Here is a 24,508-nt window from a genome sequence, read left to right on the forward strand (position 1 = left end):
CGATAGCGCCAACCGCCCCGCCTTCCTCTTCAATCCGTCCAACGACGCCTGGTTCGGCCCCTGGGGTCCGGTCCAGCATCTCGCCCAAGCCCGCCTGCGCGCGCTGGAGGAAGGGCTGCCGATCATCCGCTCGACCCCCACCGGCGTCTCGGCGATCATCGACGCCCGTGGCCGCGTCGCCCACGCGCTTGGCCTCAACCGCGCCGGTTTCCTGGACTCCGGCCTGCCCCCGCCGCTCCCGCCCACGCTCTTCGCACGGGTCGGGAACTGGGCACCCTTCGCCCTGATGCTGGCGCTCTTTTCCCTCGCCATTGCCATCCGCCCCAGCAGAAGCTAATAAGCACATAAACTATTCTTTATATCGTTTATCGGCCCAGCATCTTACGGGAGTCCTATGCGCAACCAATTTCTCTTCACCTCGGAATCCGTGTCCGAAGGCCATCCCGACAAGGTCGCCGACCAGATTTCCGACGCCATCGTCGATCTCTTCCTGTCGAAAGACCCTGAAGCCCGCATCGCCTGCGAAACGCTAACCACGACCCAGCTCGTCGTCCTCGCGGGCGAAATCCGCTGCAAGGGCGTCTATGAAAATGGTGCCTGGGCACCGGGCGCGGAGGAAGAAATCGAAGCAACCGTCCGCGAAACGGTCAAGCGCATCGGTTATGAACAGGACGGCTTCCACTGGGAAACCTTCCGCTTCGAAAACAACCTCCACGGCCAGTCCGCCCACATCGCCCAGGGCGTCGATGAAAGCGGCAACAAGGATGAAGGCGCTGGCGATCAGGGCATCATGTTCGGCTATGCGTCGGACGAAACCCCTGACCTCATGCCCGCCACCCTCTATTACAGCCACAAGATTCTGGAGCGCCTCGCCCATGATCGCCACAACAAGGTGGTCGATTTCCTGGAGCCGGACGCCAAGAGCCAGGTGACGCTCGAATATATCGACGAGAAGCCGGTCCGCGCCACCGCGCTGGTCGTGTCGACCCAGCATGCCCAGGGCATGGACAATGACGACAGCCGCGCCAAGCTGCGCGCCTATGTCAAAGGCGTGATGACTGAAATCCTGCCCGACGGCTGGATGCCCGACGACGCCAGCATCTATGTCAACCCGACCGGCCTGTTCGAAATCGGCGGACCGGATGGCGACGCTGGCCTCACCGGCCGCAAGATCATCGTCGACACCTATGGCGGTGCCTCGCCCCATGGCGGCGGCGCCTTTTCGGGCAAAGACCCGACCAAGGTCGATCGCTCGGCGGCCTATATCACCCGCTACCTCGCTAAGAACATCGTCGCCGCCGGCCTCGCCCGCCGCTGCACGATCCAGCTCAGCTACGCCATCGGCGTCGCCGAACCGCTCTCGCTCTATGTCGACCTGCACGGCACCGGCACCGTCGAAGCCGCCGCGATCGAAGCCGTGCTGCCTAGCCTCGTGCGCCTCACGCCCAAGGGCATCCGCACCCATCTCGGCCTCAACAAGCCCATCTACCAGAAGACCGCCGCCTACGGCCATTTCGGTCGCACACCCGAAGGCGACTTCTTCCCCTGGGAAAAGACCGACCTGGTCGACGCCCTGAAAGCCGCGCTCTGACGCTTAGAGTCATCCCTAGATAATCCGTTCGTGCTGAGTAGGGACTGAGCTTGTCGAAGGCCCGTATCGAAGCATCTGGCGCAGCGCCCGATCCTTCGATACGCCATTTCGACTTCGCTCAATGGCTACTCAGGACGAACGGATTGGGGATTATAGCCGCGCTCTAAGCGACCGGCCACCAACAACAAAAAGGGCGCGGGACCAACCCCCCGCGCCCTTTTGCATGTCCTGTCAAAACGCAAGGCGGATGCCCCAGAGATGCTGTTCCCCGACGAAGGTCGGGGTCCAGTCCCACGCTCTGAACTGGACCCCGACCTTCGTCGGGGAACACAAGCCGCGGCTGCCGATTACTCCTGCCGGGATCAGCTCAAAAACAAACTCACCAGATCGGCCGACGAAATCCCCGCCGACCGCAAAAACCCCTGATAATAATCGCATCCCTCGCGCGCCAGCAGGTCAAGTTGCTGCTCGGTCTCCACCCCTTCGGCGATGACCTTCAGCCCCAGCGACTTCGCCATATGGATGACGCCCCGCACGATGATCCGGTCGCGCGCCGTCCCGGCAATATCCTGCGCCAGCCCACTGTCGATCTTGAGATAATCGAGCGGCAGGTTCTTCAAATAGGCCAGGCTCGAATAGCCCGTGCCGAAATCGTCGATCGCCACCGCCAGCCCCTCGGCCCGCAACGCCCGCAGCAAGGCCGACGCCGCGCCAATATCCTCGATCAGTCCGCTCTCGGTAATCTCGACCGTCAGCCGCGATCGCGGAAAACCGCTGCCATCGACCATCCGCAGCAATTCACTCATGAAGCTCGGCTGGGCAATGTCCGCCGCCGTCACATTGATCGACAGCCGCAGCGCCGACAGCGCCCGTGGCCACGCCGCCGCCTGCCGCAGCGCCTCCGCCTGAATATGCGCCGACAGCGGCAGCATATAGTCGGATCGCTCGGCGGTCGCGAACAGGATGGCGGCACCCAGCGGCCCATAATGGGGGTGGTTCCACCGTGCCAGTGCCTCGACACCGCTGATCTGCGCCGAATGGACCGGATATTGCGGCTGGAACACGATGCCGATCTCGCCCCGGTCCAGCGCCAGCCGCAGGTCGGTCTCCAGCCGGTCGGCATCGACCTGGCGGCTTTGCTTGTCGGCCGACAATATGCGGATGCCCTCGCCGCCCGCCTGCCGCGCATCGGCCAGCGCCGTCCCCGCCCGGCGCAGCATCAGCGTCGCATCATCGTCGCTGCGCGCCTGCGCAATGCCGCACCGCGCGATCAGGCGGATGAGATGATCGCCCGCGCTGAACGGCCGCCCGATCGCGCCAATCAACTGCCGCGCCAGGAAAGTCGCCCGGTCGCCGCCCGCCGCCTCGCCGGTCAGCCCGACCAGAAATTCCGTTCCCGCAATCCGCGCCACCATCGCGCCCGGCGCAACATCGTCGACCAGCCGCTCGATCCGCCGCGCGATCCGCCCCAACAGCGCGTCGCCCACCACCTGCCCATAAGCGGCGTTCATCCGCTCGAACTGGCTGATCGACAGCAGCAATACGGTCGTCGGCAATCCCTGCCGCTGCTCCAGCCACGCCAGCGCCGCCTGCCGCGATCGCACCCCGGTCAGATAATCGCGCGACGCACTCTCGCGCTCATGCCCCTCCGACAGCCATTCGACATCAGCCGCGACCATCCCCTCCTCGACCCGCAGATGATGGACCAGCCGATCGCCGGGGCGTCCAGGCAGCCCATGCGCCAGCGCGTCGGGCGTCCCGCTGCGCAGCATCGCCCGCACCGCCGCCAGCACCGCCCGCCGCTCCCCACGCGGCAGTCGCTGCACCAAAGAAGCAGGCGTCACCAGCGCCTCCCCCAGCCCCAGATGCGCCATCAGCCCGGCGCTCAGCCGCAGCCGCCCATCGCGCTCCAACTGCCAATAGAGCGCATCCCCCCGGCGGATCCGCTGCGCCCGCTGGCTATGCTTGGCCCCGCCACCCAGCCGCTCGACCAGCCGATGCGCCGACGCCAGCGCCGCGCGCAATCCCGCATCGCCAAAGGGGGCCAGCAGGAAATGCGTCGCCCCCGCTTCCATCAACACGGGCACCCGCGCCTCGTCACTCCCGTCGATCAGCACGATCAGCGCGCCGCCGCCCGCCTCCATCGCCGGAACCAGAGGGGCCATCAACCGCGCGGCATCGCCGCCCCGGCGCATATCGACCAGCGCCACCTGCGCCTCGCTGCGCAAAAAGCGTTGCGGCGCATCCCCCGGCCGCCGTGCGCCGATCGCGCGCCACCCCGCCATCCGCGCCGCATGGCACAGCCCGTCGCGGTCGCCCGGTGACAGGATGAACAGGCTGCGCTGGCCCTCTGCGGCACTTTCTCCGCTCACTATATTCGTCCCCCGGCGCCGCGCATCGAAACGGCATAACAGCAATGCGTTACCGACCTCTTGCCCCCGCTGCAACCGGGGCGCTTGCGCCGCTCCTGCCCATCGCCTACCTATCCCCCATGCTTCCGGCTCCCCTCCCGCGCGCGCCGCTGACCGACGGCCTCGGCCGCCGGATCAGCTATCTGCGCATTTCGGTGACGGATCGCTGCGATCTGCGCTGCCGCTATTGCATGGCGGAAAAGATGCAGTTCCTCCCCAAGAATCAGGTGCTCACCCTCGAAGAAATCGCACTGCTCGCCGACCTGTTCATCGCGCGCGGCATCACCCGCATCCGCCTGACCGGCGGCGAACCGCTGGTGCGCCGCGACATTGGCGATCTGGTGCGGCGGATCGGGCGGCATCTGGGCAATGGGCTGGACGAACTCACGCTGACCACCAACGGCACCCGCCTCGCCGATCATGCCGCAACGCTGGTCGATGCCGGCGTCCGCCGCATCAATGTCAGCCTGGACAGCCGCGACCCCGCGCGCTTTGCGCATGTGACGCGCGGCGGCGACATCGCCACCGTCCTGCACGGCATCAGGACGGCCCGTGACGCAGGGCTCGCGATTAAGATCAACATGGTCGCGCTCAGGAACGTCAATGAGGATGAAATCTTGCCCATGCTGCACTGGTGCGATGCCGAAGGGCTGGACCTCACCCTCATCGAAACCATGCCCTTGGGCGACACCGGCGAGGATCGCACCGACCATTATCTCCCGCTGACGCAGGTCGCCGCCGCGATCGACGCCGCGCACCCGCTGACGCCCGTGCCCGACCGCACCGGCGGCCCGGCGCGCTATCACTGCGTCGATGGTCTACGCGCCCGGCTCGGCCTCATCACCCCGCTCACCCAGAATTTCTGCGCCGACTGCAACCGCATCCGCATGACTTGCGAGGGCAAGATTTTCATGTGCTTAGGCCATGAGGATCATGTGGATTTCAAGGCCGCCCTGCGCGACGGTGGCCTGGACGCGGTCGAACCGCTGATCGACCGCGCGCTCCGCCTGAAGCCCGCCCGCCATGACTTCCGCATCGGCGCTGGCGAAACCGCCCCCGCCACCCGTCGCCACATGAGCGTCACCGGCGGATGATCGACGAGCCGCGGCGCGCGCTCGTCGCGTCACCCACCCACGCCGCCAGAGCCGCCGAAGAGCGGCTTCGCGCCGCCTATGACTTCGTGCCCATCGAGCAGGCCGACATGGTCATCGCGCTCGGCGGCGACGGCTATATGTTGCAAACCCTCCACGCCATGCTGGAAGCGCGGCGGATCGTCCCGGTCTTCGGCATGAACCTGGGCACCGTCGGCTTCCTGATGAATGAATGGCGGCTCGAACGGCTCGACCAGCGGCTGGAAAAGGCCAAGAGCTTCAAGGTCCACCCGCTGCGCATGGTCGTCGACACCGTCGATGGCGAACAATTTTCCATCCCCGCCATCAACGAAGTCTCGCTGCTGCGCGAAACCCGCCAGACCGCCAAGCTGGAGGTGCAGGTCAATGGCCGCGCCGTGCTGCCCGAACTGGTGTGCGATGGCGTGCTGGTCGCCACCCCGGCCGGGTCCACCGCCTATAATCTCTCCGCCCATGGTCCGATCCTGCCGCTGGGGTCGGGCCTGGTCGCGCTGACCCCGATCAGCCCCTTCCGCCCCCGTCGCTGGCGCGGCGCGATCCTGCCCGAAAACACCGTCATCCGCTTCACCGTGCTGGATCCGGTCAAGCGCCCGGTCAGCGCCGTCGCCGACCAGCGTGAAGTGCGCGACGTCGCCCAGGTCGAGGTTCGCATCGACCGCGCGACCCCTTTGACCTTGCTGTTCGACCCCGAACATACGCTCGACGACCGCATCGCCGCCGAGCAATTCATCGCCTGATCGCAAGCCAAAAAAATCATCAGATTAACGCTTGCCATTCCGCAAAACCCGCTGCTATAGGCGCGCTCTGCCCGGTGAGAGCCGGGCTGCTCCCTGATAGCTCAGCGGTAGAGCATTCGACTGTTAATCGAATGGCCGTAGGTTCGAATCCTACTCAGGGAGCCAACATCCTTCTCTTGTGAAGGATCAGCCAGCGTCAGCCACCTGGCCATTGTCACCCCCCGACGTCGCAATCAATCGTGCCCGCAACCAGGACAGCCCCCGGTCCGCCGCCCGCGCGCTGTGAAACTGCATCATCTCGCGCATCGACGGCAACGGGAATGGCGGCTCGCACACGATCAGCGATAATTGCGGGGCCAATTCGCGCGCCAACCGCTCATGCATCAACGCCAGTCGCGTCGTGCCGGGCAGCATCCAGGGCACCTGGGTAAAGGCCGCGCAGATGATCTCGATCCGCCGCTGCCGCCCCTGATCGCGCAGCACATCGTCGATAAACGTCCCGTCCCGCGACACGCTCACCACGATATGCCCGCTATTGTAAAAGGTGTCGGCATCCAGCGGCTGGTGCAGCACCGGGTTGTTGGCGCACCCCACCACCACATGCCGCTCTTCGAACACCAGTTCGCGCGGATGTATGGGACTGAGATATTTTTCCGGCGAGATGATGAGGTCGATGTCGCCATCGTCCAGCCGCTCCAAAATGTCCGATCGCGGCAGCGTGATCTCGATCTGCACCCCCGGCGCTTCCGCCTGCAAAGACCGCAGCGCCGGACCGAGCAGGACGGTCGTGATATAGTCCGACGCAACGATCCGAAACCGCCGCCGCGACTGCGCCGGATCGAAATGCATCCCGCTCGCCAAGATACCGCGCAGGTTGAGCACCGCCGCCGCGACATGGGGGGCGAGCGACAGCGCGCCCGGCGTCGGCACCATCCGCTTGCCATGCTGCACCAATATGTCGTCGGAAAAAGCCTCGCGCAGCCGCTTCAACGCCGCGCTCATCGCCGATTGCGTCAGGTTCAGCCGCTCGGCCGCCCGCGTCACGCCGCGCTCCTGAATCAACACGTCGAACGCGATCAGCAAATTCAGATCAAATTGGTCGAGCCGCATCCATCAATCCTATTTGTGGAACTGCATTGAAACAAATCGTTATGATAATTTTACCGAACTTGCCACAGGTCAATGCGAAGGCGCTGCCCGATACGACGCGCCGCATGGGAGGATATCATGAAAACATTGCTTCTGGCTGGAACTGCCGCCATCCTGACGTTCGGCATCGCACCGAGCGCCTCGGCCCAACAGGCCGATGTCGCGGTGCAGGACAGCGCCGAACCCGCCAATGACGGCCTCGCCGACATCGTCGTCACTGCCCAGCGCCGCACGGAATCGCTGCAGCGCGCCGCGCTTGCCGTATCGGCCGTGACCGGCGACGATCTCGCCAAGTCGGGCATCACCGAAACCGCCAATCTCGGCAAGCTGGTCCCCTCGCTGGTCGTCCAGCCGACCGGCGGCACCACCAGCTTCTTCCTGCGCGGCGTCGGCACCAGTTCGCAGAACAGCTTTTCCGAAAACGCCATCGCCTTCAATTTCAACGGCGTCTATGTCGGCCGCCCGACGGCCCCTGCCGGCGTCTTCTACGATCTGGAGCGGGTAGAAGTGGTCAAGGGACCGCAGGGCACGCTTTATGGCCGCAACGCCACCGGCGGCGCCATCAACGTGCTGCCGAAAAAGCCTGAACTCGGCAAATTCGGCGCCGAAGGCCTGTTCGAATATGGCAATTATGACAGCAAGAAGGGCTTTCTGGCGCTCAACGTGCCGATCGGCGACACCGTCGCCCTGCGCGTCGCTGGCCAGATCGTCGACCGCGACGGCTATATCTCCGACGGCTATGACGACGACAAGGGCGAAGCCGTCCGCGCCTCGCTGCTGATCGAACCGTCCGACATGTGGTCGATGACACTGGTCGCCGACTATTATCGCCAGCATGGCAAGGGGGCCGGTGCCGTCCTGCTGCCCAGCGCCGCCTTCGCCGTGCCCGACCTGGAAGATCGCGTCAGCGTGTCCGACCCGCGCGCCCAGGCCGCGATTGCAGGCTATGCCGCCACCATCTTCGCCCCGCCCTTCTGCGGTGGCTTTGGCGGTTTCGTGCGCAGCGGCTGCGTGGCGCAAGCAGGCTCCGACGGTTTCCTCGACAATAAATTCTACGGCCTCAGCGCCACGATCGTCGGCGACATGGGCTTCGGCACGCTGACCGTCATTCCCGCCTACCGTAAGTCGGACGTGAAGTTCCGCACCTATCTGCCGGGCTTTGCGGGCGATTTCACCGACCTCGCCGAACAGGCGTCACTCGAAGTCCGCTTGTCGTCGAAGGAAGATCAGCGACTGCGCTATGTCTTGGGTGCCTTCTACTTCGGCGAAAACCAGGAAACCGAAAACTTCTTCCGCCAGGGCAATATCTCCACCACCCGCTTCACCCCCCGGCTCGATACTGAAAGCGTCGCCGCCTTCGGTCAGTTGACCTTCGACGTGACCGACGCCTTGCGTCTGGTCGCTGGCGGTCGCTACACCCGCGAAGACAAGCGGCAGCTGACCTCGACCGCTGCGGGCGGCCTGCCCGGCCCGATTAATCCGCCGCTCAGCGCACCCTTCACCGGCGACCTGAATTTCGAGAAATTCACCTGGAAGGCCGGCGTGGAGTTTGACGCAGGCCCGGCCTCGCTCGTCTACGCCAATGTCGCGACCGGCTTCAAATCGGGCGGTTTCTTCGTCGCCCAGCCGCCAAACAACACCTTCGCGCCCGAAACGCTGACCGCCTATACGGTCGGTGCCAAGAACCGCTTCTTCGACAATAAGCTGCAGCTGAACTTCGAAGCCTTCTACTGGGACTATAAGGACCAGCAGATCACCTTCGTCGGCGGCGTTCCCACCGGCAACGGCCTGTTCGCGCAAGGGTCGACCACCGTCAACGCGGGCAAGTCGAAAATCTACGGTGCCGAATTCGAAGCCCGCTTCGCCCCCAGCCGCAACGACCTGTTCAACCTGAACGTCCAGTTCCTCAAGGGCAAATATGACGAGCTGGTCACCGCCAACTTCTCGCCCACCGGCGCGCCGGTGACGACGGGTTGCACCACGCTGGGCAGCCGCCTCGCCAATCCTGGCGTCAACGGTGCGCGTTTCTACGACATCGACTGTTCGGGCAAGCCCACCGCCAATGCGCCGAAATGGGCGATCAATGTCGGCTATGAGCGGACCTTCCCCCTGTCGGACGAATTGTCGCTGGTTGCGGGCGCGCGCGCCAACATCGAATCCAGCCGCTACATGAACACCAACTATCGCGAGGAAGAAAAGCAGGACGGCTTCATGATGGCGGATGCCTTCCTGACGCTCGACAGCCTCGGTGGCTGGAACATCACCGGCTTCATCAACAACATCACTGACAAGGAAGTGCTGGCCCGCGCCGGCACCCGGCCGATCCTCGACTTCCCGGTCGGCACCCTGCGTCCGCCGCGCACCTATGGCGTCCGCCTTGGGTTCGACTTCTGATGCGCGCGCGTCTCTCCCGGCTGGCCCTTGCGGCACTGATGGCGACCTCTCCCGCCTTCGCGCAGCCTGGACCTGCCGGGGCAGATGCCTTCGTGACGCTCGGCACGATGGGCGGCCCGGTCCCCAGCCGGGACCGGTCGCAGCCCGCCAATGCGCTGACGCATGACGGGCGCGTCTATCTGGTCGACGCAGGCGACGGCACGGTACAGCAACTGGCGCGGGCGGGCATCCTCCTGCCCGCTGTCAAAGCCGTGTTCCTCAGCCACCTGCATGTCGATCACACCGGCGGCCTGTCGGCGATACTCGGCCTGCGCAACCAGACCAATATCACCGAACCCCTCACCGTCTATGGCCCGCCTGGCACGCGCGAACTGGTTGCGGGCATGGTCGCCTCGATGCAGCCCGCCGCCCGCGTCGGCTATGGCATTCCCGGCAAGCCCTGGACCCCGCCTGCCCAGACCGTTGACGTGATCGAACTCACCGACGGCGAAAGCATCAAGGTCGACGGCATGACCGTCACGGCGGCGCAGAACAGCCATTATGACTTCGCCCCCGGCAGCGTCGAGGATCGCAACTATAAGTCCCTGTCATTGCGTTTCGACCTGCCCGGCCGGTCGATCGTCTATACCGGCGACACCGGCCCCAGCGCGGCAGTCGAAAAACTGGCCAAGGGCGCGGACCTGCTGGTCAGCGAGATGATCGACATGGACGGCACGCTGGCCAATGTCGCGCGCAATTCGCCGAACATGCCAGCCCCCGCGAAGCAACAGCTCGAACAGCATCTCTCCACCCATCATCTGACCCCCGACGCGGTCGGCCGGCTCGCCGCTGGCGCAGGCGTCAAGTCGCTGGTGGTCACCCATTTCGCCGCAGGCACGCCCGATCCGGCGCGCACCCGCAGCTATGTCACCCAGATCCGCACGCATTTTCGCGGGCCGATCGCCATCGCCAATGATCTCGACCGCTTCTGAAAGGCACTTCATGCAAGCCTGTAATATCCTCGTCATCGGTGGCGGCATCGGTGGCCTGACCGCCGCCATCGCCCTGCGCGCGCGCGGCTTTGCTGTCACGGTGATCGAACGTGATCCCGACTGGTCGGTCTATGGCGTCGGCATCATCCAGCAATCGAACGTCATCCGCGCCATGTCGCAACTTGGCCTGATCGACGAATATGTCTCGGCCGGCGTCGGCTTCGACGCGGTCGAAATCTACACCCCCACTGGCGTCCGCGTCGCGCGCGTCCCCACCCCCCGGCTGGTCGATGGCTATCCCGCCAATATGGGCATCGGCCGTCCTGCCCTGCACAAGATGCTGGGCGACCGCACGATCGCCAGCGGCGCGCATGTGCTGCTGGGCGTCACCGCGACCGAATGGAACGACGATGGCGAAGGCGTGGACGTCCGCTTCTCGAACGGCTCGTCGGAACGCTACGACCTGGTGATCGGTGCCGACGGCGTCTATTCGCAGACCCGCGCCATGCTCTTCCCCGACGCTCCGCGCCCCGAATTTACGGGTCAGGCAGTCTGGCGCTACAATCTTCCCCGCCCGGCCGATCTCGACGCGCTGCACGTCTATAACGGTCCCACCGGCGTCGGGCTGGTGCCGATCTCCAACGACCTCATGTATATCTATGTGACCACCCCTGAACCCGGCAACCCGCGCTACCCGCGCGAGGGCCAGGCCGCGTTAATGCGCTCGAAGATGACCGGCTGCGCGCCCTTCATTCAGGAACTGGCCGAACAGATCGTCGATGATGCAGGCGTCGTCTATCGCCCGCTCGAAGCGATGATGATCGACGGGCCCTGGCACAAGGGCCGGATCGCGCTGCTGGGCGATGCCGTTCACGCCACCACGCCGCATCTCGGCCAAGGCGCGGGCATGGCGATCGAGGACAGTCTGGTGCTGGCCGAAGAACTCGCCACCCATGACGATATCGAAGCGGCCTTGAGCGCCTATCATGATCGTCGCCTCGACCGCTGCGCCTATATCGTCCGTTCCAGCATCGCCATCTGCATGGGCCAGATCGGCAAAGGCCCGCCGGTCGACAATGCCAAGGCGACCCAGGAGATGTTCGACGTCGTCGCGCAACCGATCTGACCTCGAAGCAGGAGCAAGGGCGATGCGACACGCGACAACCCGCCATGGGCTGATCCTCATGCTGGCGGCGGTGATGCCGACCATGGCGATCATCGCGCTGGTCCCCGTCCTGCCCTTGCTGCTGCGCGAATTTGCCGACGTGCCGGGCGCGGCGGTGCTGGTGCCGATGGCGCTGACCGTGCCTGCCCTGTGCGTGGCGCTGTTTTCGCCGCTCGCGGGCTGGCTGTCCGACCGACTGGGGCGCAAGCGGCTGCTGATCGGCGCGCTGGTGGGCTATGCGGGCTTTGGCCTGCTCCCCCTCCTGCTCGAAAGCCTCCATGCCATCTTCGCCGTGCGCATTGCGCTGGGATTGGCCGAAGCGGTGATCATGACCGTCGCGACCGCCATGGTCGGCGATTATTTTGAGGGCGAACGGCGCGAACGCTGGGTGTCGATCCAGATCGCGACCGCCAGCGTCAGCGCCATCGCCCTGATCGCCATGGGCGGCGCGCTGGGCGAACTCTTCGGCTCGCGTGGGCCATTCTGGATGTATCTCCTCGCGCTGCCGGTGGCCGCCGCCGCTGCCCTCATCCTGTTCGAACCACATAAGGTAACCAAGGCGCGGACTGGACTGCCCGACCCATCGGTGCTGCGGAGTATCGGTGGCCTTGTTGCGATCACCTTCGGCATCGGCCTGCTCTTCTACACCATCGTCGTGCAGCTCGGCCCGGTGATCGAGGCGACTGGCGTGACGTCGCCCGCGCTGATCGGCGTCGCTGGGGCCGCCGCCAATGTCGGTGTCATGCTCGGCTCGCTGCTATTCGGCCGAGTCAAGGCGCGGCCCGCGCCGCACTTGCTCGCCTGGGGCTTGCCGCTGGTGGCGATAGGCTATGTCGGCGTCGCCCTCTCCACGGATTTCGCCCTGACGGTTGCGTCCGCCGTCGTCATCTGCATCGGCAACGGGCTGATGCTGCCGACCATGTTGGCCTGGGTATTGCGCCGACTGCCACCCGCCACGCGAGGGCGCGGCACCGGCGTCTGGACCGGCGCCTTCTTCCTGGCGCAGTTCGTCGCGCCAATCGTCGCAACCGCCTTGTCCAGCCTGCTCGGCGGGATGGCAGGCACCTTTCTTTTCTTCAGCGCGGCGGCAGCGATCGGTGCAGGCATCGCCCTGCTGCGCTACGGACAAGCACAGCCAAATCTTCAAGGAGTAACATCATGACCACCCCCGTCCGCCGCGTCGTGACCGGCCATAATGCCCAAGGCCTTGCCATCATCCAGGAAGATGGCGCTGCGCCGCGCGTCCAGCAGGTCGGCGGCCCGGCAGGACCGATGTTCCACGAAATCTGGAATACGCAGGCAACCCCCGCGCCGATCGACGCCGCGTCGGGCGAACCGGCCGAAGACGGCATCAAGCTCGCCCCGCCCAAGAACGGCACCCGCATCCGCGTGCTGGACATCCCGCCCGAAGGCGACACCATCCGCACCATGTCGCCCGAAGAGGCCCGCGCCCATTTCGCCGAAGTGGGTGCCAGCGACGCCTCCGCCCATAGCGGCGAAACCACCCGCCACGCGCTGATGCACCGCACCGAAACCATCGATTATGGCATCGTGCTGGAAGGCGAACTGGTCTTGATAATGGACGAAGGCGAAACCACCGTCCGCGCGGGCGACATCGTCATTCAGCGCGGCACCAACCATGGCTGGTCCAACCGTTCGGACAGCAATTGCCGCATCGCCTTCATCCTGATCGACGGCACGTTCGAGCCAGACCTGCAACGGTAATGCGGATCGCCATCACCGGGGCGGCCGGGTTCGTCGGCCAGGCGGTCGTCCGCCAACTGCGCCAGCGCCACTCCTGGCGGATCGGGCCTTCACCGGCCCGTCCGCCTATCCCACGCTCGTCGGCGACCTGACCGACCCGGCGATCGTCCGCGCCCTGTGCAGCCCGGAAACTGACATCCTGCTGCATCTCGCCGCCCTCCCCGGCGGCGCAGCGGAACGCGATCCGCAGGCATCGCGGGCGATCAATCTCGACGTGCCCCTGGCCTTTATCGAGGCAATGGAGGGCCGCCGCCTGATCCTCGCCGGGTCGATCGCGGTGTTCGGCGGCACATTGCCGACACAGGTTGACGATACGACCCCACCAGCCCCGGCCAGCGTCTATGGCGCGCACAAATATATGGTCGAAATCGCCTTCGCCGATGCCGTTCGGCGCGGCGCGATCCAAGGCATGGTCCTGCGCCTGCCCGGCATCGTCGCCCGCCCGGCAGCCGCTGGCGGCTTCGGCTCGGCCTTCCTCAGCGACATCTTTCACGCGGCAAAGGCGGGCACCCCCTATGCCATCCCCGTCGCCCCCGATGCGACCAGCTGGCTTCTGTCCGCCCGCGCCTGCGCCGCGAATCTGGTCACCGCCGCCTTGAGCGATGCGACCGCGCAACAAGCCGTCACCCTCCCCGCCTTGCAGGTCAGGATCGACGATCTGGTCGATATGCTCGCCCGCTTCGGCGACGTACAGCAATTGACCTTCGAAGAGGACGCCACCACCCGCCGCACCTTTGGCAGCTATCCGCCGCTGACGACCCGCCGCGCCGACGATCTCGGCTTTCGCCATGACGGCAGCTTGACCCAATTGGTGGAGACCGTGCTTGCAGACCTCTGACCCGCTCGCAGCCTTCCGACTGGAAGGCAAGACAGCGCTCATCACCGGCCCGACGCGCGGCATCGGCCTCGCCATCGCCCGCCTGTTCGCGGGCGCAGGGGCCAGGCTGGTGCTGGCCGATATCGACGCCCCGGCCTGCGACGCGCTCGCGGCGACTCTGGGCGGCCTGTCCCTGCCCACCGATGTCAGCGACGCCGCAGCGCTCACCCGCCTGGCGGACCAGGCCGAAGCCCAAACCGGCGGCATCGATATCTTGGTGTGCAACGCGGGCATCGCCGGAACGCCAGCGCCGATGCACGCCATGGCGGAGTCCGACCGCGACACGCTCTACGCCGTCAACCTGCTCCACCCGCTCCGCCTCACCGGCCTCCTCGCGCCACGCATGGCCGCGCGCGGACGCGGCAGCATCGTCCTGCTGTCCAGCATTGCGGGCCTGCGCGGCAACGCCATGCTCGGCCATTATGGCATGACCAAAGCGGCGCTGGCGCAACTCGCCCGCAATCTGGCGGTCGAATGGGGGCCGTCGGGCGTCCGCGCCAACGCCATCGCACCGGGCCTCATCGCAACCGAATGGGCGGGCGCGATCCTCTCCAGCCCCGACCGCGCCGAACGCCGCCTCGGCCTCACTCCGCTCCGCCGCGCAGGCTCCCCCGAAGAAATCGCCGCCACCGCGCTCTATTTGGCCAGCGACGCAGGCGGTTTCACCACCGGCCAGACGATCGTGGTCGATGGCGGTACACTGATCTCCGACGGCAGCTGATTACCCCTTCACCACCCGCTGATCGATCACGCCGAACGGCGACGCCCCCTCGCCCGCGCGCATCGCGACGCGGCTGCCGAAGGGGAGGAAGGCGGTTTTGGGGGCGCCATGGGCGATGATTTCGATCGCGCGGCGTTCGGACAGGCAGGTGGAGCCGACCGTTTCATGCTCCGCATTGGAGACGGTGCCGGAGCCGATGATCGTGCCGGCCGGCAGCGATCTCGAACGGGCGGCGTGGGCGATCAGTTCGTGAAAGCCATAGGCCATCGCCGCGCCATTGGGATGACCGAACCATTCCCCGTCCACCTCGACCGTCAGCGGCAAGCAGACGCGGCCATCGCGCCAGGCATCTCCCAGGGCATCGGGCGTCACTGCGAACGGCGCGACGCTGCAGGCGGGCTTGGCCTGTATCCAGCCAAAGCCGGTCTTCATCTCGACCGGCGCGATGGCGCGCAGCGACCAGTCGTTGATCAGGACAACGAACCGGACATGGCCGAGCGCATCGGCGGCGCAGCACCCCATCGGCACGTCATCGGTGATAACGCCGAACTCGCCTTCGAAATCGATGCCGTCTGCTTCGCTGGGGAAGGGCACATCGTCGGTCGGCGCGATGAACTGGTGGCTCATCCCCTGATACATGAGCGGCAGGTCGGTTTCGATCGGCGGCATGTTGAACGCCGTTTCCATCAATTTGGCGTGATTGGTAAAGGCCGATCCGTCCAGCCATTGCCAGGCGCGCGGCAGGGGCGCGGCGAAATCGTCGGGTGCAACGGCTTCGCCCGACGCTGCCGCCTTGACGGCTGCGGTCAGCGCATCCTGCGCCGCGTCCCAATCGTCCAGCGCCGCCTGTAGCGTGGCATAGCCTGTGACCGGCGCGACCCGCGCGCCATCGTCGCTGACCGCTACCAGCGTGCCGTCACGGCCGCCGCGCTTCAATGTTGCCAGACGCATTGTTAACTCCCCTGCAAAAATCGGCGACGGCGGGATCATGGCCCGCCGTCGCATTCACCCTATTGAGACGATCTGTCGCTTAGCCCGCGTGGCCGTTCAGCGTGTCGGCGAACCAGTCGGCGATATAGTCGCAGCCAAAGCTCATATTGTCGGCGCCGACATGCTCGACCCCGCCTTCCCGCTCGGTGAACAGCTTGAGTTCGCGGCGTGGCGAATTGACGAGCTGGTCATAGCAATCCTGCGCATAATCGACGCTGATTTGCCGGTCCTTCGCGCCATGGGTGACCAGGAAGGGCACCTTGACGCCATCCATATGGCCGCCATTCAGGTTCATGTCCTTCGCCTTTTCCAGGAAGTCTTCCATGGTGTCGGCACCGAAGGCCCACATGACATGCGCCCAATAATGGGGGACGGGATTTTCGCCTTCGCGGTTCAGCCGCTTCTGCTGCACCTCGGCCCAATTATGATTGGCACCCCAGCAGGCGCCGCTGGCAAAGCGCGGTTCATAGGCGACGGCGCGCGGCGCGAAATGGCCGCCCAGCGAAATGCCGGTCATGCCGATGCGCTTGGGATCGGCGTCGGCCTGGATTTCCAGCCAGTCGACCGCCTTGCTCGCCCAATTTTCGCTATGCGGATCGACCGGCAGATTCTGCAAGCGCAGCGCTTCGCCGCTGCCCGGCTGATCGACGCTCAGCGTCGAAATGCCGCGCCGTGCCAGCGCTTCGGGCAGATTGGACCAGTAGAGCAGTTCCTTGCAGCTATCGAGGCCATTGCAATAGACGACGACCGGATGCGGCCCTGGTCCCGCCGCACGGGTATAGAGCGCGGGCATCGTGCCCTGCGCCAACGGAATTTCCACCCGCTCGCGATTGATCTTGCCCAGTACCGTCGAGCGATCGAAAATGTCGCGCGCCTTGGCATAGGTTGCTTCGCGGCCCGGAGCGCCATGGCCCTGCATCCGTTCGGCCACGAACAGATAAAGCGCCGCGCGCTCCATCTTGTCGGAGGCGGAGAAAGCGCGCCCGGCGGCGATGTCTTCATCGGCGAGGCCGATCAGCCGCTCGGCCATCGCGACCCACTGGGCCATGAACTGGGGCGTGCCCGCATCCGCGCCGGAGGCCGCCGCGTCGCGGATCGGCTGGCACATATCGACGATTTCGCCAATCTTGCCGCCGCTTTCGAGCGCGATGGAAACCGACAGGTTCCAGATATAGTTGGGGAAATATTCAAACAAAGCCATGGCTTATACCTCTACTGGCTGAAACAGGCCCTTGTCGGCCTCTGGATGGGGCATGGTCTGCGGTCCGCCGACGCCAACGCCCCACTGGTCCATCACGGTCGGTCCAGGCACATGGACCTGATCGACATGATGCTCGAAATCGACCTCTTCCAGTTCCGACGTATATTCGACCGCAAAGCCGTTGGGCGTCGTGAAGTAGCTGAACGTGTTGTTCCCGGCGGTGTGACGCCCCGGACCCCACAGGATATCGGTGCCCTTTTTGCGCAGGCGGCTGATGCCGCGCATCATGTCGTCCACCGTCAGCATGTCATAGGCGACATGGTTGAGGCAGGCCGGTCCCGGCAAGATGGCAATCCGGTGATGCGCGCTGTTGCAACGCAGGAAGCACATGAAATCGCCGAGCCAATCGCTGACCCGCATGCCCAGCACATCGACGAAGAATTGCACCATCGCCTTGTGATCGGGCGAGTGCAGAACGATGTGGCTGATCTTCTGCGGCACGCCGTCCCAGCGGTGCATTTCGCGCGCGGTGCCGCGCGCGACATCGCTCGAAATCTCAAACGGCAGGCCATCGGGCGAGAAGAAGCGGAAGCCATAGCCGCCGCCCAGCGTATTAAGGTCACGCGGCTCGAAGATGATCTGGCATCCGGCCTCCGTCACCTTCTGATGCAGAGCATCGACATCGGCGCGGCTGTCGGCCGCCAGGGCAATGACATCGACGCGCTTGTCCTCGGCGGCACGCAGGCGGACGACATGATGTTCGTCATTCCCCTCTGCGGCGAAGTGCAGCATGCCATCCTGCATGCCGACATCCTTCAGCCCCCAGACGTCGCGGTAGAAGCTCTGTTCGGCTTCCAGATTAGTGACGGCATAGCCGACAAAGCGAATTTCAGTGACGCGGCTCATAGCGATCCTGCTCCGATAATGATGGGTCGGTTCGTCCACAGACGACCTCGTCGCAAGCATATAGGGCGGTTCTGCACGATTGATAAAAGGATTGTTTTGATGCAATTCAATTCATGTCGTGAATGGAGAGGCGTGTGCGTTTCAAGGGTCTGGACCTCAATCTGCTGGTGGCGTTCGATGCGCTGATGGTCGACCGCAGCGTGTCGCGCGCGGCGCAGCGGGTAAATCTCAGCCAACCTGCGATGAGCAACGCGCTTTCGCGGCTGCGCGCCTATTTCGGCGACGACCTGCTGATCGCGCATAACAAGCGCATGTATCCCACGCCCTTTGCCGAAACGCTGATCCCGCAGGTGCAGGCCGCGCTCGCGACGATGGAAAGCGTGGTGGCGACCTCCCGTCATTTCGATCCGGCGACATCCAGCCGCACCTTTCGCGTCATGACGTCGGACTATATCGCCACCGCCGTTCTCTTCCCGATGATCACCCGCCTCGCTTCGGCCGCGCCGGGTGTGCGGGTCGAACTGCTCCTGCCCAGCCAAAGGCGGATCGAATTGCTCGACAATGGCAATATCGACCTGCTGATCACGCTGGAAGCATATCTCACGCCCGAACTACCGTCCGACTTCCTGCTGGAGGATCGCTACTGGCTGGTGGGCCGGGCCGACCATCCCGCGCTGGTCGAGGGGATCACGCTGGAGACGATGCAGGCCTATGAGCATGTGATGGTCGCGATCGGCGAGGAACGGTTGCCGAGTTTCGGCGATGCCTATCTCGACCGGATCGGCATCCAGCGCCGCGTGGCGATGACCGCGCCCAATTTCGCCATGCTGCCCTGGCTGTTGCAGGAAACCGACTGGCTGACACTGATGCAAGGGCGGCTGGCGCATCTGATGCAGCGCAATTTCGCCATCAAAATCGTCCCGCCGCCAGTGCCGATCCCACCGCTCGTTGAAATGGCGCAATATCATGTCACGCGCAGCAATGACCCCGGTCTTCGCTGGCTGATCGACACGATCCGGGCACAGGCGGCGGACACCGCCTGACCCTAAACCCCGGTCATGCCCGCGGTGGATGCTCCGTCGATCGCATATTCGCCGCCGGAGATGAACGCCGCCTCGTCCGACCCCAGAAACGCCACCAGCGCGGCGATTTCCTCGACCCGGCCCATCCGGCCCAACGGCGACATCCCTTCATAAGCGGCGCGCGCGGCGTCGGGCGATGGCGACTTGGCGATGATCGCGCTGATCATCTCCGTCTCCACCACGCCGGGCAAAATGGCGTTGCAGCGGATCGGCAGCTTTTCCGTGGCGCAATGGATCGCGATCGACTTGGCCATCGCCAGCACGGCGGCCTTCGTCACCGAATAGGCCATATAATTGCCCATCACCTTATGCGCCGACATGGACGAGTTGATGATGATCGACCCGCATGGCCCGCCCGGATTGGCGCGCATCAGGCCAAGCGCGGTGCGCGCGGTCAGCATCACCCCGGTCTGGTTGACCCCGATGATGCCGTTCCACCCGTCCATCGAGATGGATTCGACACTGCCGTCATGGCTTTCGGTTCCGGCATTGGCGAAGACGATATCCAGTCGGCCGAACTCGGTGGCGATCAGGTCCGCGACCCGCGCCCAGTCGGCCTCTTCCTGCACCCGCGCCTTGACGAAGCGCGCGCCCGTCTCCGCGCTCAAGGTCGCGGCGGCATCCTCCTTCGATCCGGTGAACACCAGCTGCGCGCCATCGCGCGCAAGGCGCTGCACCGTCGCGCGTCCGATGCCCGACGTGCCGCCCGTGACCAGCGCCACCTTGCCCGTTAGATCAGCCATGTCGTTTCCTTGTCCTTCAATCGGCCATCAGCGTGCCGGACGCCCGCGCGATCAGTGCCGTGTCGAAATAATAGGGGGTGATGCCGCAAAATTTATCGCCGCGCAGGTGGAAAACTTCGCACAGCGGCAGGGTCATGCGTTCGCCATTATGCCGCGATGTCGCCTTGATCGTCACCATCACGATCGCATGATCGTTAGATATGGTGATATCGCCGGTTTCAAGCGCCGCATCGTCCCAGAAGCTGAACACCTTGGTATAGAGTTCGCGCAACGCCGCCTTGCCCAGATATTCCCCGCCAAAGGGCAGGCTGTCGGCCTCGACGATGCGGAAATCATCGGTCATCATCGCTTCGGCTGCGTCCCATTGGCCAGAGCCGGTAAGCGCATAAATCTGTTCGACCATCGCCTTGACGGCGGCATAGCGTTGCGGGTCCATCTCTCTCTCCCAAAACAAGGCCGCCCCCGACCATCGGTCGGGGGCGCAACCTATCAGAACCTGGTGCTGAGTTGCACCATCACCGTGCGCGGCAATGTGCCAAAGCCCAGCTGGTCGGCATGGGCCGGGACTGCCCCGCCCGACGCGCCGCCGGTCGAGGGACCATCGACCACGCCGGTCACATAGAAGCGGTTGGTCAGGTTCTTGCCGATCAGCGCCACCTGCCAGCGGTCATCCTCTGCTCCGACGCGAATGCCCGCGTCCAGCGTCGCATATTTGCTCTGGCGCGAGTCCGGGTTGCCGAACCCGGACGGCAAGTAGGAACCGCTGTAACGCACGTCGGCATTCAGGCCGAGCATCAGCCCATTGCCCATTGGCGTGTCATAGGAAGCGCCGATCGTCCCGGTCCATTCCGGCGCGACAGACAGCGCCTGACCGCTCAGATCCTGGCGGACGCCGCCGCCCGGCAGCACGATGTTGCACCCTTCGCCCACGCTCTGCCCGGCATAGCAGGGGGCCTGCGGGAAGCTGGTATAGCGGGCGCGGTTATAGTTGATCGACCCATGGATGTTGAGGCCTGCTACGGCGCGTGGCGCATATTCGAAATCGACCTCGACACCCTTGGTCCGCGCGTCGGCGGTCAAGGTCTGGAAGGCGAAGATGGGCGAGTTGAAGAAGTCGACCTGCAAATCCTTATAGGCATAGCTGTAGACGCTGAGGTTCAGGCGCAGCTGATTGTCGGCCAGCGTCGTCTTGACCCCGCCCTCGAAACCGCGCGCCCGTTCGGGATCGAAGGTCAGATCAGCGACCGGGTCGGCCGACAGTTTGGAATTGATGCCGCCGTTGGAAAATCCGCCGGATTTATAGGCGGTCTTGTAGGCACCATAGACCAGCACGCCGTTGACCGGCTTCCAGGTGATCGACGCTTCGGGCGACCAGTTGTTGAACGTCTGATCGGCGGTGATGACGCCCAGGCCATCGGGGTCGTTCTGGTCGCGGAAGATCGCCGCCACACCGGCATTATTATAGGGCTGGGTGAAATAGCTGTCCTTGGTCTCATGGGTGTAGCGCGCACCCACCGCCAGTTCGAGCGTCGGCACGATCTTCCACGTCGCCTGCCCGAACAAGGCAACCGTCTCGCCATCGGTGAAGCTGGTCTTGCGCGTGGCGAGATATTCATCCTCCGGCGCGGCGGCGCTGTTGGTCAGGCCGCCCAGCACGATATATTGGTCGAAGGTCCGCTTGGTCTTTTGATACAGCCCGCCGACCATCAGGTTGACCGGCCCGTCGAAGCTGGTCAGCGCCCGGAATTCGGTCGAAAACGCATCGAAGGTCGAATTTTCGGTCGCCCAGTTGGACGCCACGCTCGACTGGAAATCGCAGGCACAGGCCCAGCGGTTGTTGTTCCAATTATAGTTGGTCACCGACGTCAGCGTGACATCGTCCAGCTCATAATTGATGTTCGCGGTAACCGCCCAGCTCTTGTAGCGATTATAGAGGCTGCCGTCCGATTTGGCATAGGGGATCTGCGCCGCGAACTCGGCGGGCAGCTTGTTCTGATGCGTCACGAAATCGCGGGCGCAGGCATAGCCGTTGAGCTGGCTCTCGCCGCTGGGGCAATTATAGGCGACATAGTTCCAGCTGTTGTTGTTGGTCTTGTTATAGGAACCTGACGCCTTGAGCGTTGCGGTCAGCCGATCGGTCGGCTCCCATTTCAGCGTGACGCGGCCGAGCAACTCCTTCTCGCCGGGCTGTTCCTCCGGCGCGGGGTTGGCGACCGCAAAGCCCGTCGCGCCCGTCGCGATGTCAAAGGTGGGATAGTCGATCGGCGTCGAGACGTTGCGATAATAGCCGCCATACATTTTCGACGCGCGCACCGCGACGCGCACGCCCAGCGTGTCGGTCAGCGGGCCGGACCCGACAAATTCGGCCTGCGCCTGCTGCGCCTTGAACTCGTAACCGGCGCGCGCCTTGAACTCCGGCGTCGATGTCGGATCGGCGGTGGTCAGCGAAATGACGCCTGCGGTCGCATTCTTGCCGAAGAACAGGGCCTGCGGCCCTTTGAGGATTTCCACGCCGCCAAGGTCGAAAAAGCCTTCGTTGATGATCCGGCCCTGGCCATAATAGACCCCGTCAACCACTACCGCGACCGACTGTTCGATGCCGATGGAGGTGGAGGACGAACCGATCCCGCGCAGCGTCAACTGCGCGCCCGACCCGTTGGAGGCGCGTCCGACATTGAGGTTGGGCGTGCGCGCCGCGATCTTTTCGATCGAGGTCAGATCCTGACGCTGGATCAGTTCAGCGGAAATGGCCGTGACGGCGACCGGCACATCCTGCACGCTTTCCTCGCGCTTGCGCGCGGTGACGACGATGTCGGTCAGGCCGCCTTCCGGCGCGGCGGCTTGCGGGGCAACATCCTGCGCGAACAGCGGCTGGGCGAGGCCCATCGACAGCGCCATGGCGCTGGTCGCCATCGCATAAGCTGATCGTTGCGCGAAAATCCTGGTCATTATCAAACCCTCACCTGATTATATTCTCGAAATCACATCGGGATGTGGCACGCCGTAACGGCACGCCTGCCCGTCGGCCCTCAATGCGCGTATCGTCCCAGGAGCGAACCTGCAAAAAACGGCAGGTGAAGCAAAGGCGCGCAGGGCGGACAAGCAGGGGTGCAAAAGACGCGCCCATGTGAGGGCGGAACGGGAAGGGAATGGCTGTGGCAGGACGATTGGACGGACGCGTGGCGCTGGTATCGGGCGCGCTTAGGGGGATCGGCCATGCCATCGCGCAATGCCTGGCAGCCGATGGCGCGACCACCATCATCACCGATCTGGACGCGCCCGACAGCCAGCCCGTCATCGACATTCTCGCGGCGATGCCGAACGCCCGCTACCTCCGCCTCGACGCGACCGAGGAGGCGGCATGGCAGGCCGCGCGCGACGCCATCGAGGCCGATCATGGCCGACTCGACATCCTCGTCAACAATGTCGGCGCGGACCTGACCGGCAAGGTGCAGGATATCGAACTGGCGTCGTGGCGGCGGCTGATGACGCTCAACATGGATACGGTGTTCCTTGGCACCAAGACGTTCCAGCCGATGCTCGCCCGCATCGGCGCGACCACGCCCTATGGCTCCAGCATCGTCAATATCAGCTCGATCATGGGCCTGGTCGGCATGGGGGAAGTATCGGCCTATAATGCGTCCAAGGGCGCGGTGCGGCTGTTCACCAAATCCAATGCGCTGGAATTTGCCGATGCGGGCGTGCCGATCCGCGTCAACTCCGTCCATCCCGGCTTCGTCGACACACCCCTGCTGCGCCAGGGCATGGAGCGCTGGGCCGAACGCGACGGCACGGTGACCGCGCAGGAACTGATCGCGCAGATGGCCGAAACCACACCGGTCAAACGCCTCGCCCAACCGATCGAAATCGGCAAGGTCGTTGCCTTCCTCGCCAGCGACGACGCCAGCTATATGACCGGCAGCGAAGTCGTGGTCGATGGCGGCTGGACCGCGCGCTAAACCAAAGGATAGTTTATGAGCAATTTTGATTTGACCGGCACGGTCGCGCTGGTGACGGGTGCCAGCGGCGGTATCGGCAGCGCCACTGTCCAAGCGCTCGCCGGTGCAGGCGCGCGCGTGATCGCCACTGACATGGCGCAGACGGCCACGGTCGCTGGCGCTACGGACTATCGCCCGCTCGACGTCACGGACGAGGATGGCTGGGCCGCGCTGGCAGCCTATGTCGATGCCACCTATGGGCGGCTCGACATATTGGTAAACAATGCGGGCATTTCCGTCACCGACGCGATCGCCGACACCAGCCTCGCCATGTTCCGCAAATGTATGCAGATCAATGTCGAGGGCATTTTCCTCGGCACCCGCGCCATGGCGGACCTGCTTGCCAAAAGCGGGGCGGACCGGCGCGGCGGATCGTCGATCATCAACCTGTCCTCGGTCGGGGGATTGGCGGGCGCGCCGTTCATGTCGGCCTATTGCGCGTCCAAGGGCGCGGTGCGGCTGTTCACCAAATGCGCAGCGCTCGAATATGCCGCGCTCAAGCAGCCGATCCGGGTCAACTCCGTCCATCCCGGCGGCATCGACACCAACATGATGGACACCATCTACGCCCGCTATGTCGAAACCGGCGCCTTCCCCGATGAAGAGACCGCCCGTGCCACCGTATCGGCGGGCCATGCGCTCGGCCGCATGGGCACGCCGCAGGAAATCGCCGACGGC

Annotated in this window: 22 protein-coding genes and 1 tRNA gene; 15 read left to right on the forward strand and 8 right to left on the reverse strand. The window is 64.8% G+C overall.

Annotation, left to right across the window (positions count from 1 at the left end):
* On the forward strand, positions 1-337 hold a 337-nt coding region (locus tag IL54_RS10065), incomplete at its 5' end, for a nitrilase-related carbon-nitrogen hydrolase (protein WP_337587982.1).
* A 57-nt stretch (positions 338-394) separates the two neighbouring features.
* Positions 395-1,591, forward strand: a complete 1,197-nt coding sequence (metK, locus tag IL54_RS10070) for a methionine adenosyltransferase (protein ID WP_037475310.1) — start codon at positions 395-397, stop codon at positions 1,589-1,591.
* A 362-nt stretch (positions 1,592-1,953) separates the two neighbouring features.
* Here the strand turns inward: metK and IL54_RS10075 are convergent, their stop codons facing one another.
* Entirely contained in the window at positions 1,954-3,963 is a 2,010-nt protein-coding gene (locus IL54_RS10075) for a putative bifunctional diguanylate cyclase/phosphodiesterase (RefSeq protein ID WP_037475312.1), read from the reverse strand.
* Positions 3,964-4,082: 119 nt separating this feature from the next.
* Between IL54_RS10075 and moaA the strand changes: the two genes are divergently transcribed.
* The 3 genes from moaA (at position 4,083) to IL54_RS10090 (ending at position 6,034) form a co-directional block, all read left to right on the forward strand.
* A complete protein-coding gene (moaA, locus tag IL54_RS10080) occupies positions 4,083-5,096 on the forward strand; it encodes a GTP 3',8-cyclase MoaA (RefSeq protein WP_037475315.1) in 1,014 nt (337 codons plus the stop codon).
* A complete protein-coding gene (locus IL54_RS10085; protein ID WP_037475318.1) occupies positions 5,093-5,869 on the forward strand; it encodes an NAD kinase in 777 nt (258 codons plus the stop codon). The genes moaA and IL54_RS10085 overlap by 4 nt, the downstream gene beginning before the upstream one ends.
* 90 nt (positions 5,870-5,959) lie before the next feature.
* Positions 5,960-6,034: transfer RNA gene (locus IL54_RS10090), tRNA-Asn, on the forward strand.
* 21 nt (positions 6,035-6,055) lie between these two features.
* On the opposite strand, the gene IL54_RS10095 is transcribed toward IL54_RS10090, so the two are convergent.
* Positions 6,056-6,979, reverse strand: coding sequence for a LysR family transcriptional regulator (locus IL54_RS10095; protein WP_052027642.1), 924 nt, complete (start codon positions 6,977-6,979; stop codon positions 6,056-6,058).
* A 117-nt stretch (positions 6,980-7,096) separates the two neighbouring features.
* On the opposite strand from IL54_RS10095, the gene IL54_RS10100 reads away from it, so the two are divergent.
* From IL54_RS10100 to IL54_RS10130, 7 genes are all read left to right on the forward strand, one after another.
* Positions 7,097-9,412 carry a TonB-dependent receptor gene (locus IL54_RS10100; RefSeq protein ID WP_037475321.1) on the forward strand — a complete coding sequence of 772 codons (2,316 nt, stop codon included), beginning with the start codon at positions 7,097-7,099 and terminating at the stop codon, positions 9,410-9,412.
* 38 nt (positions 9,413-9,450) lie between these two features.
* Positions 9,451-10,383: an MBL fold metallo-hydrolase gene (locus IL54_RS10105; RefSeq protein ID WP_193378837.1), complete on the forward strand. Its 933-nt coding sequence runs from the start codon at positions 9,451-9,453 to the stop codon at positions 10,381-10,383.
* A 10-nt stretch (positions 10,384-10,393) separates the two neighbouring features.
* Positions 10,394-11,509, forward strand: coding sequence for an FAD-dependent oxidoreductase (locus IL54_RS10110; RefSeq protein WP_037475324.1), 1,116 nt, complete (start codon positions 10,394-10,396; stop codon positions 11,507-11,509).
* Between the two features lie 22 nt (positions 11,510-11,531).
* Positions 11,532-12,710 (forward strand): MFS transporter, encoded by a 1,179-nt coding sequence (locus IL54_RS10115; RefSeq protein WP_037475326.1) that lies wholly within the window; start codon positions 11,532-11,534, stop codon positions 12,708-12,710.
* The gene (locus tag IL54_RS10120) at positions 12,707-13,273 is read left to right on the forward strand and encodes a cupin domain-containing protein (RefSeq protein ID WP_037475330.1); all 567 of its coding nucleotides are present in this window, start codon (positions 12,707-12,709) and stop codon (positions 13,271-13,273) included. Before IL54_RS10115 ends, IL54_RS10120 begins: the two co-directional genes overlap by 4 nt.
* Positions 13,274-13,427: 154 nt before the next feature.
* Entirely contained in the window at positions 13,428-14,150 is a 723-nt protein-coding gene (locus IL54_RS10125) for an NAD-dependent epimerase/dehydratase family protein (RefSeq protein ID WP_237748943.1), read from the forward strand.
* A complete protein-coding gene (locus IL54_RS10130; RefSeq protein ID WP_037475332.1) occupies positions 14,137-14,910 on the forward strand; it encodes an SDR family NAD(P)-dependent oxidoreductase in 774 nt (257 codons plus the stop codon). The genes IL54_RS10125 and IL54_RS10130 overlap by 14 nt, the downstream gene beginning before the upstream one ends.
* Here IL54_RS10130 and IL54_RS10135 read toward each other — a convergent pair whose 3' ends face one another.
* The 3 genes from IL54_RS10135 to IL54_RS10145 form a co-directional block, all read right to left on the reverse strand.
* Positions 14,911-15,861, reverse strand: a complete 951-nt coding sequence (locus IL54_RS10135; protein ID WP_037475334.1) for a fumarylacetoacetate hydrolase family protein — start codon at positions 15,859-15,861, stop codon at positions 14,911-14,913.
* 79 nt (positions 15,862-15,940) lie between these two features.
* Positions 15,941-17,101, reverse strand: a complete 1,161-nt coding sequence (locus tag IL54_RS10140; RefSeq protein ID WP_037475335.1) for an alpha/beta hydrolase family protein — start codon at positions 17,099-17,101, stop codon at positions 15,941-15,943.
* A gap of 3 nt (positions 17,102-17,104) precedes the next feature.
* Positions 17,105-18,007, reverse strand: a complete 903-nt coding sequence (locus tag IL54_RS10145) for a VOC family protein (protein ID WP_037475337.1) — start codon at positions 18,005-18,007, stop codon at positions 17,105-17,107.
* Between the two features lie 134 nt (positions 18,008-18,141).
* Between IL54_RS10145 and IL54_RS10150 the strand changes: the two genes are divergently transcribed.
* Positions 18,142-19,050, forward strand: coding sequence for a LysR family transcriptional regulator (locus IL54_RS10150; protein ID WP_037478306.1), 909 nt, complete (start codon positions 18,142-18,144; stop codon positions 19,048-19,050).
* Between the two features lie 2 nt (positions 19,051-19,052).
* Here IL54_RS10150 and IL54_RS10155 read toward each other — a convergent pair whose 3' ends face one another.
* Genes IL54_RS10155 through IL54_RS10165 form a run of 3 tightly spaced genes read right to left on the reverse strand, consistent with a single transcriptional unit; the run spans position 19,053 to position 22,781 of the window.
* Entirely contained in the window at positions 19,053-19,832 is a 780-nt protein-coding gene (locus IL54_RS10155) for an SDR family NAD(P)-dependent oxidoreductase (RefSeq protein WP_037475339.1), read from the reverse strand.
* A 16-nt stretch (positions 19,833-19,848) separates the two neighbouring features.
* Positions 19,849-20,268 (reverse strand): nuclear transport factor 2 family protein, encoded by a 420-nt coding sequence (locus tag IL54_RS10160; RefSeq protein WP_037475343.1) that lies wholly within the window; start codon positions 20,266-20,268, stop codon positions 19,849-19,851.
* Positions 20,269-20,321: 53 nt separating this feature from the next.
* Positions 20,322-22,781 carry a TonB-dependent receptor gene (locus tag IL54_RS10165; RefSeq protein WP_052027643.1) on the reverse strand — a complete coding sequence of 820 codons (2,460 nt, stop codon included), beginning with the start codon at positions 22,779-22,781 and terminating at the stop codon, positions 20,322-20,324.
* Positions 22,782-22,981: 200 nt separating this feature from the next.
* Between IL54_RS10165 and IL54_RS10170 the strand changes: the two genes are divergently transcribed.
* Positions 22,982-23,791 carry an SDR family NAD(P)-dependent oxidoreductase gene (locus tag IL54_RS10170; RefSeq protein ID WP_037475345.1) on the forward strand — a complete coding sequence of 270 codons (810 nt, stop codon included), beginning with the start codon at positions 22,982-22,984 and terminating at the stop codon, positions 23,789-23,791.
* A 15-nt stretch (positions 23,792-23,806) separates the two neighbouring features.
* Positions 23,807-24,508, forward strand: a 702-nt coding sequence (locus IL54_RS10175; RefSeq protein ID WP_037478308.1) for an SDR family NAD(P)-dependent oxidoreductase, incomplete at its 3' end; no start/stop codon positions are given.

The organism is Sphingobium sp. ba1 (assembly GCF_000743655.1).
Classification (GTDB): domain Bacteria; phylum Pseudomonadota; class Alphaproteobacteria; order Sphingomonadales; family Sphingomonadaceae; genus Sphingobium.

Bases quoted from the DNA above. Each gene is read 5' to 3' on its own strand.
- metK (WP_037475310.1), top strand. From the start codon at position 395: ATGCGCAACCAATTTCTCTTCACCTCGGAATCCGTGTCCGAAGGCCAT.
- moaA (WP_037475315.1), top strand. From the start codon at position 4,083: ATGCTTCCGGCTCCCCTCCCGCGCGCGCCGCTGACCGACGGCCTCGGC.
- IL54_RS10085 (WP_037475318.1), top strand. From the start codon at position 5,093: ATGATCGACGAGCCGCGGCGCGCGCTCGTCGCGTCACCCACCCACGCC.
- IL54_RS10095 (WP_052027642.1), bottom strand. From the start codon at position 6,979: ATGCGGCTCGACCAATTTGATCTGAATTTGCTGATCGCGTTCGACGTG.
- IL54_RS10100 (WP_037475321.1), top strand. From the start codon at position 7,097: ATGAAAACATTGCTTCTGGCTGGAACTGCCGCCATCCTGACGTTCGGC.
- IL54_RS10105 (WP_193378837.1), top strand. From the start codon at position 9,451: ATGGCGACCTCTCCCGCCTTCGCGCAGCCTGGACCTGCCGGGGCAGAT.
- IL54_RS10110 (WP_037475324.1), top strand. From the start codon at position 10,394: ATGCAAGCCTGTAATATCCTCGTCATCGGTGGCGGCATCGGTGGCCTG.
- IL54_RS10115 (WP_037475326.1), top strand. From the start codon at position 11,532: ATGCGACACGCGACAACCCGCCATGGGCTGATCCTCATGCTGGCGGCG.
- IL54_RS10120 (WP_037475330.1), top strand. From the start codon at position 12,707: ATGACCACCCCCGTCCGCCGCGTCGTGACCGGCCATAATGCCCAAGGC.
- IL54_RS10135 (WP_037475334.1), bottom strand. From the start codon at position 15,861: ATGCGTCTGGCAACATTGAAGCGCGGCGGCCGTGACGGCACGCTGGTA.
- IL54_RS10140 (WP_037475335.1), bottom strand. From the start codon at position 17,101: ATGGCTTTGTTTGAATATTTCCCCAACTATATCTGGAACCTGTCGGTT.
- IL54_RS10145 (WP_037475337.1), bottom strand. From the start codon at position 18,007: ATGAGCCGCGTCACTGAAATTCGCTTTGTCGGCTATGCCGTCACTAAT.
- IL54_RS10155 (WP_037475339.1), bottom strand. From the start codon at position 19,832: ATGGCTGATCTAACGGGCAAGGTGGCGCTGGTCACGGGCGGCACGTCG.
- IL54_RS10160 (WP_037475343.1), bottom strand. From the start codon at position 20,268: ATGGACCCGCAACGCTATGCCGCCGTCAAGGCGATGGTCGAACAGATT.
- IL54_RS10165 (WP_052027643.1), bottom strand. From the start codon at position 22,781: ATGACCAGGATTTTCGCGCAACGATCAGCTTATGCGATGGCGACCAGC.
- IL54_RS10170 (WP_037475345.1), top strand. From the start codon at position 22,982: ATGGCTGTGGCAGGACGATTGGACGGACGCGTGGCGCTGGTATCGGGC.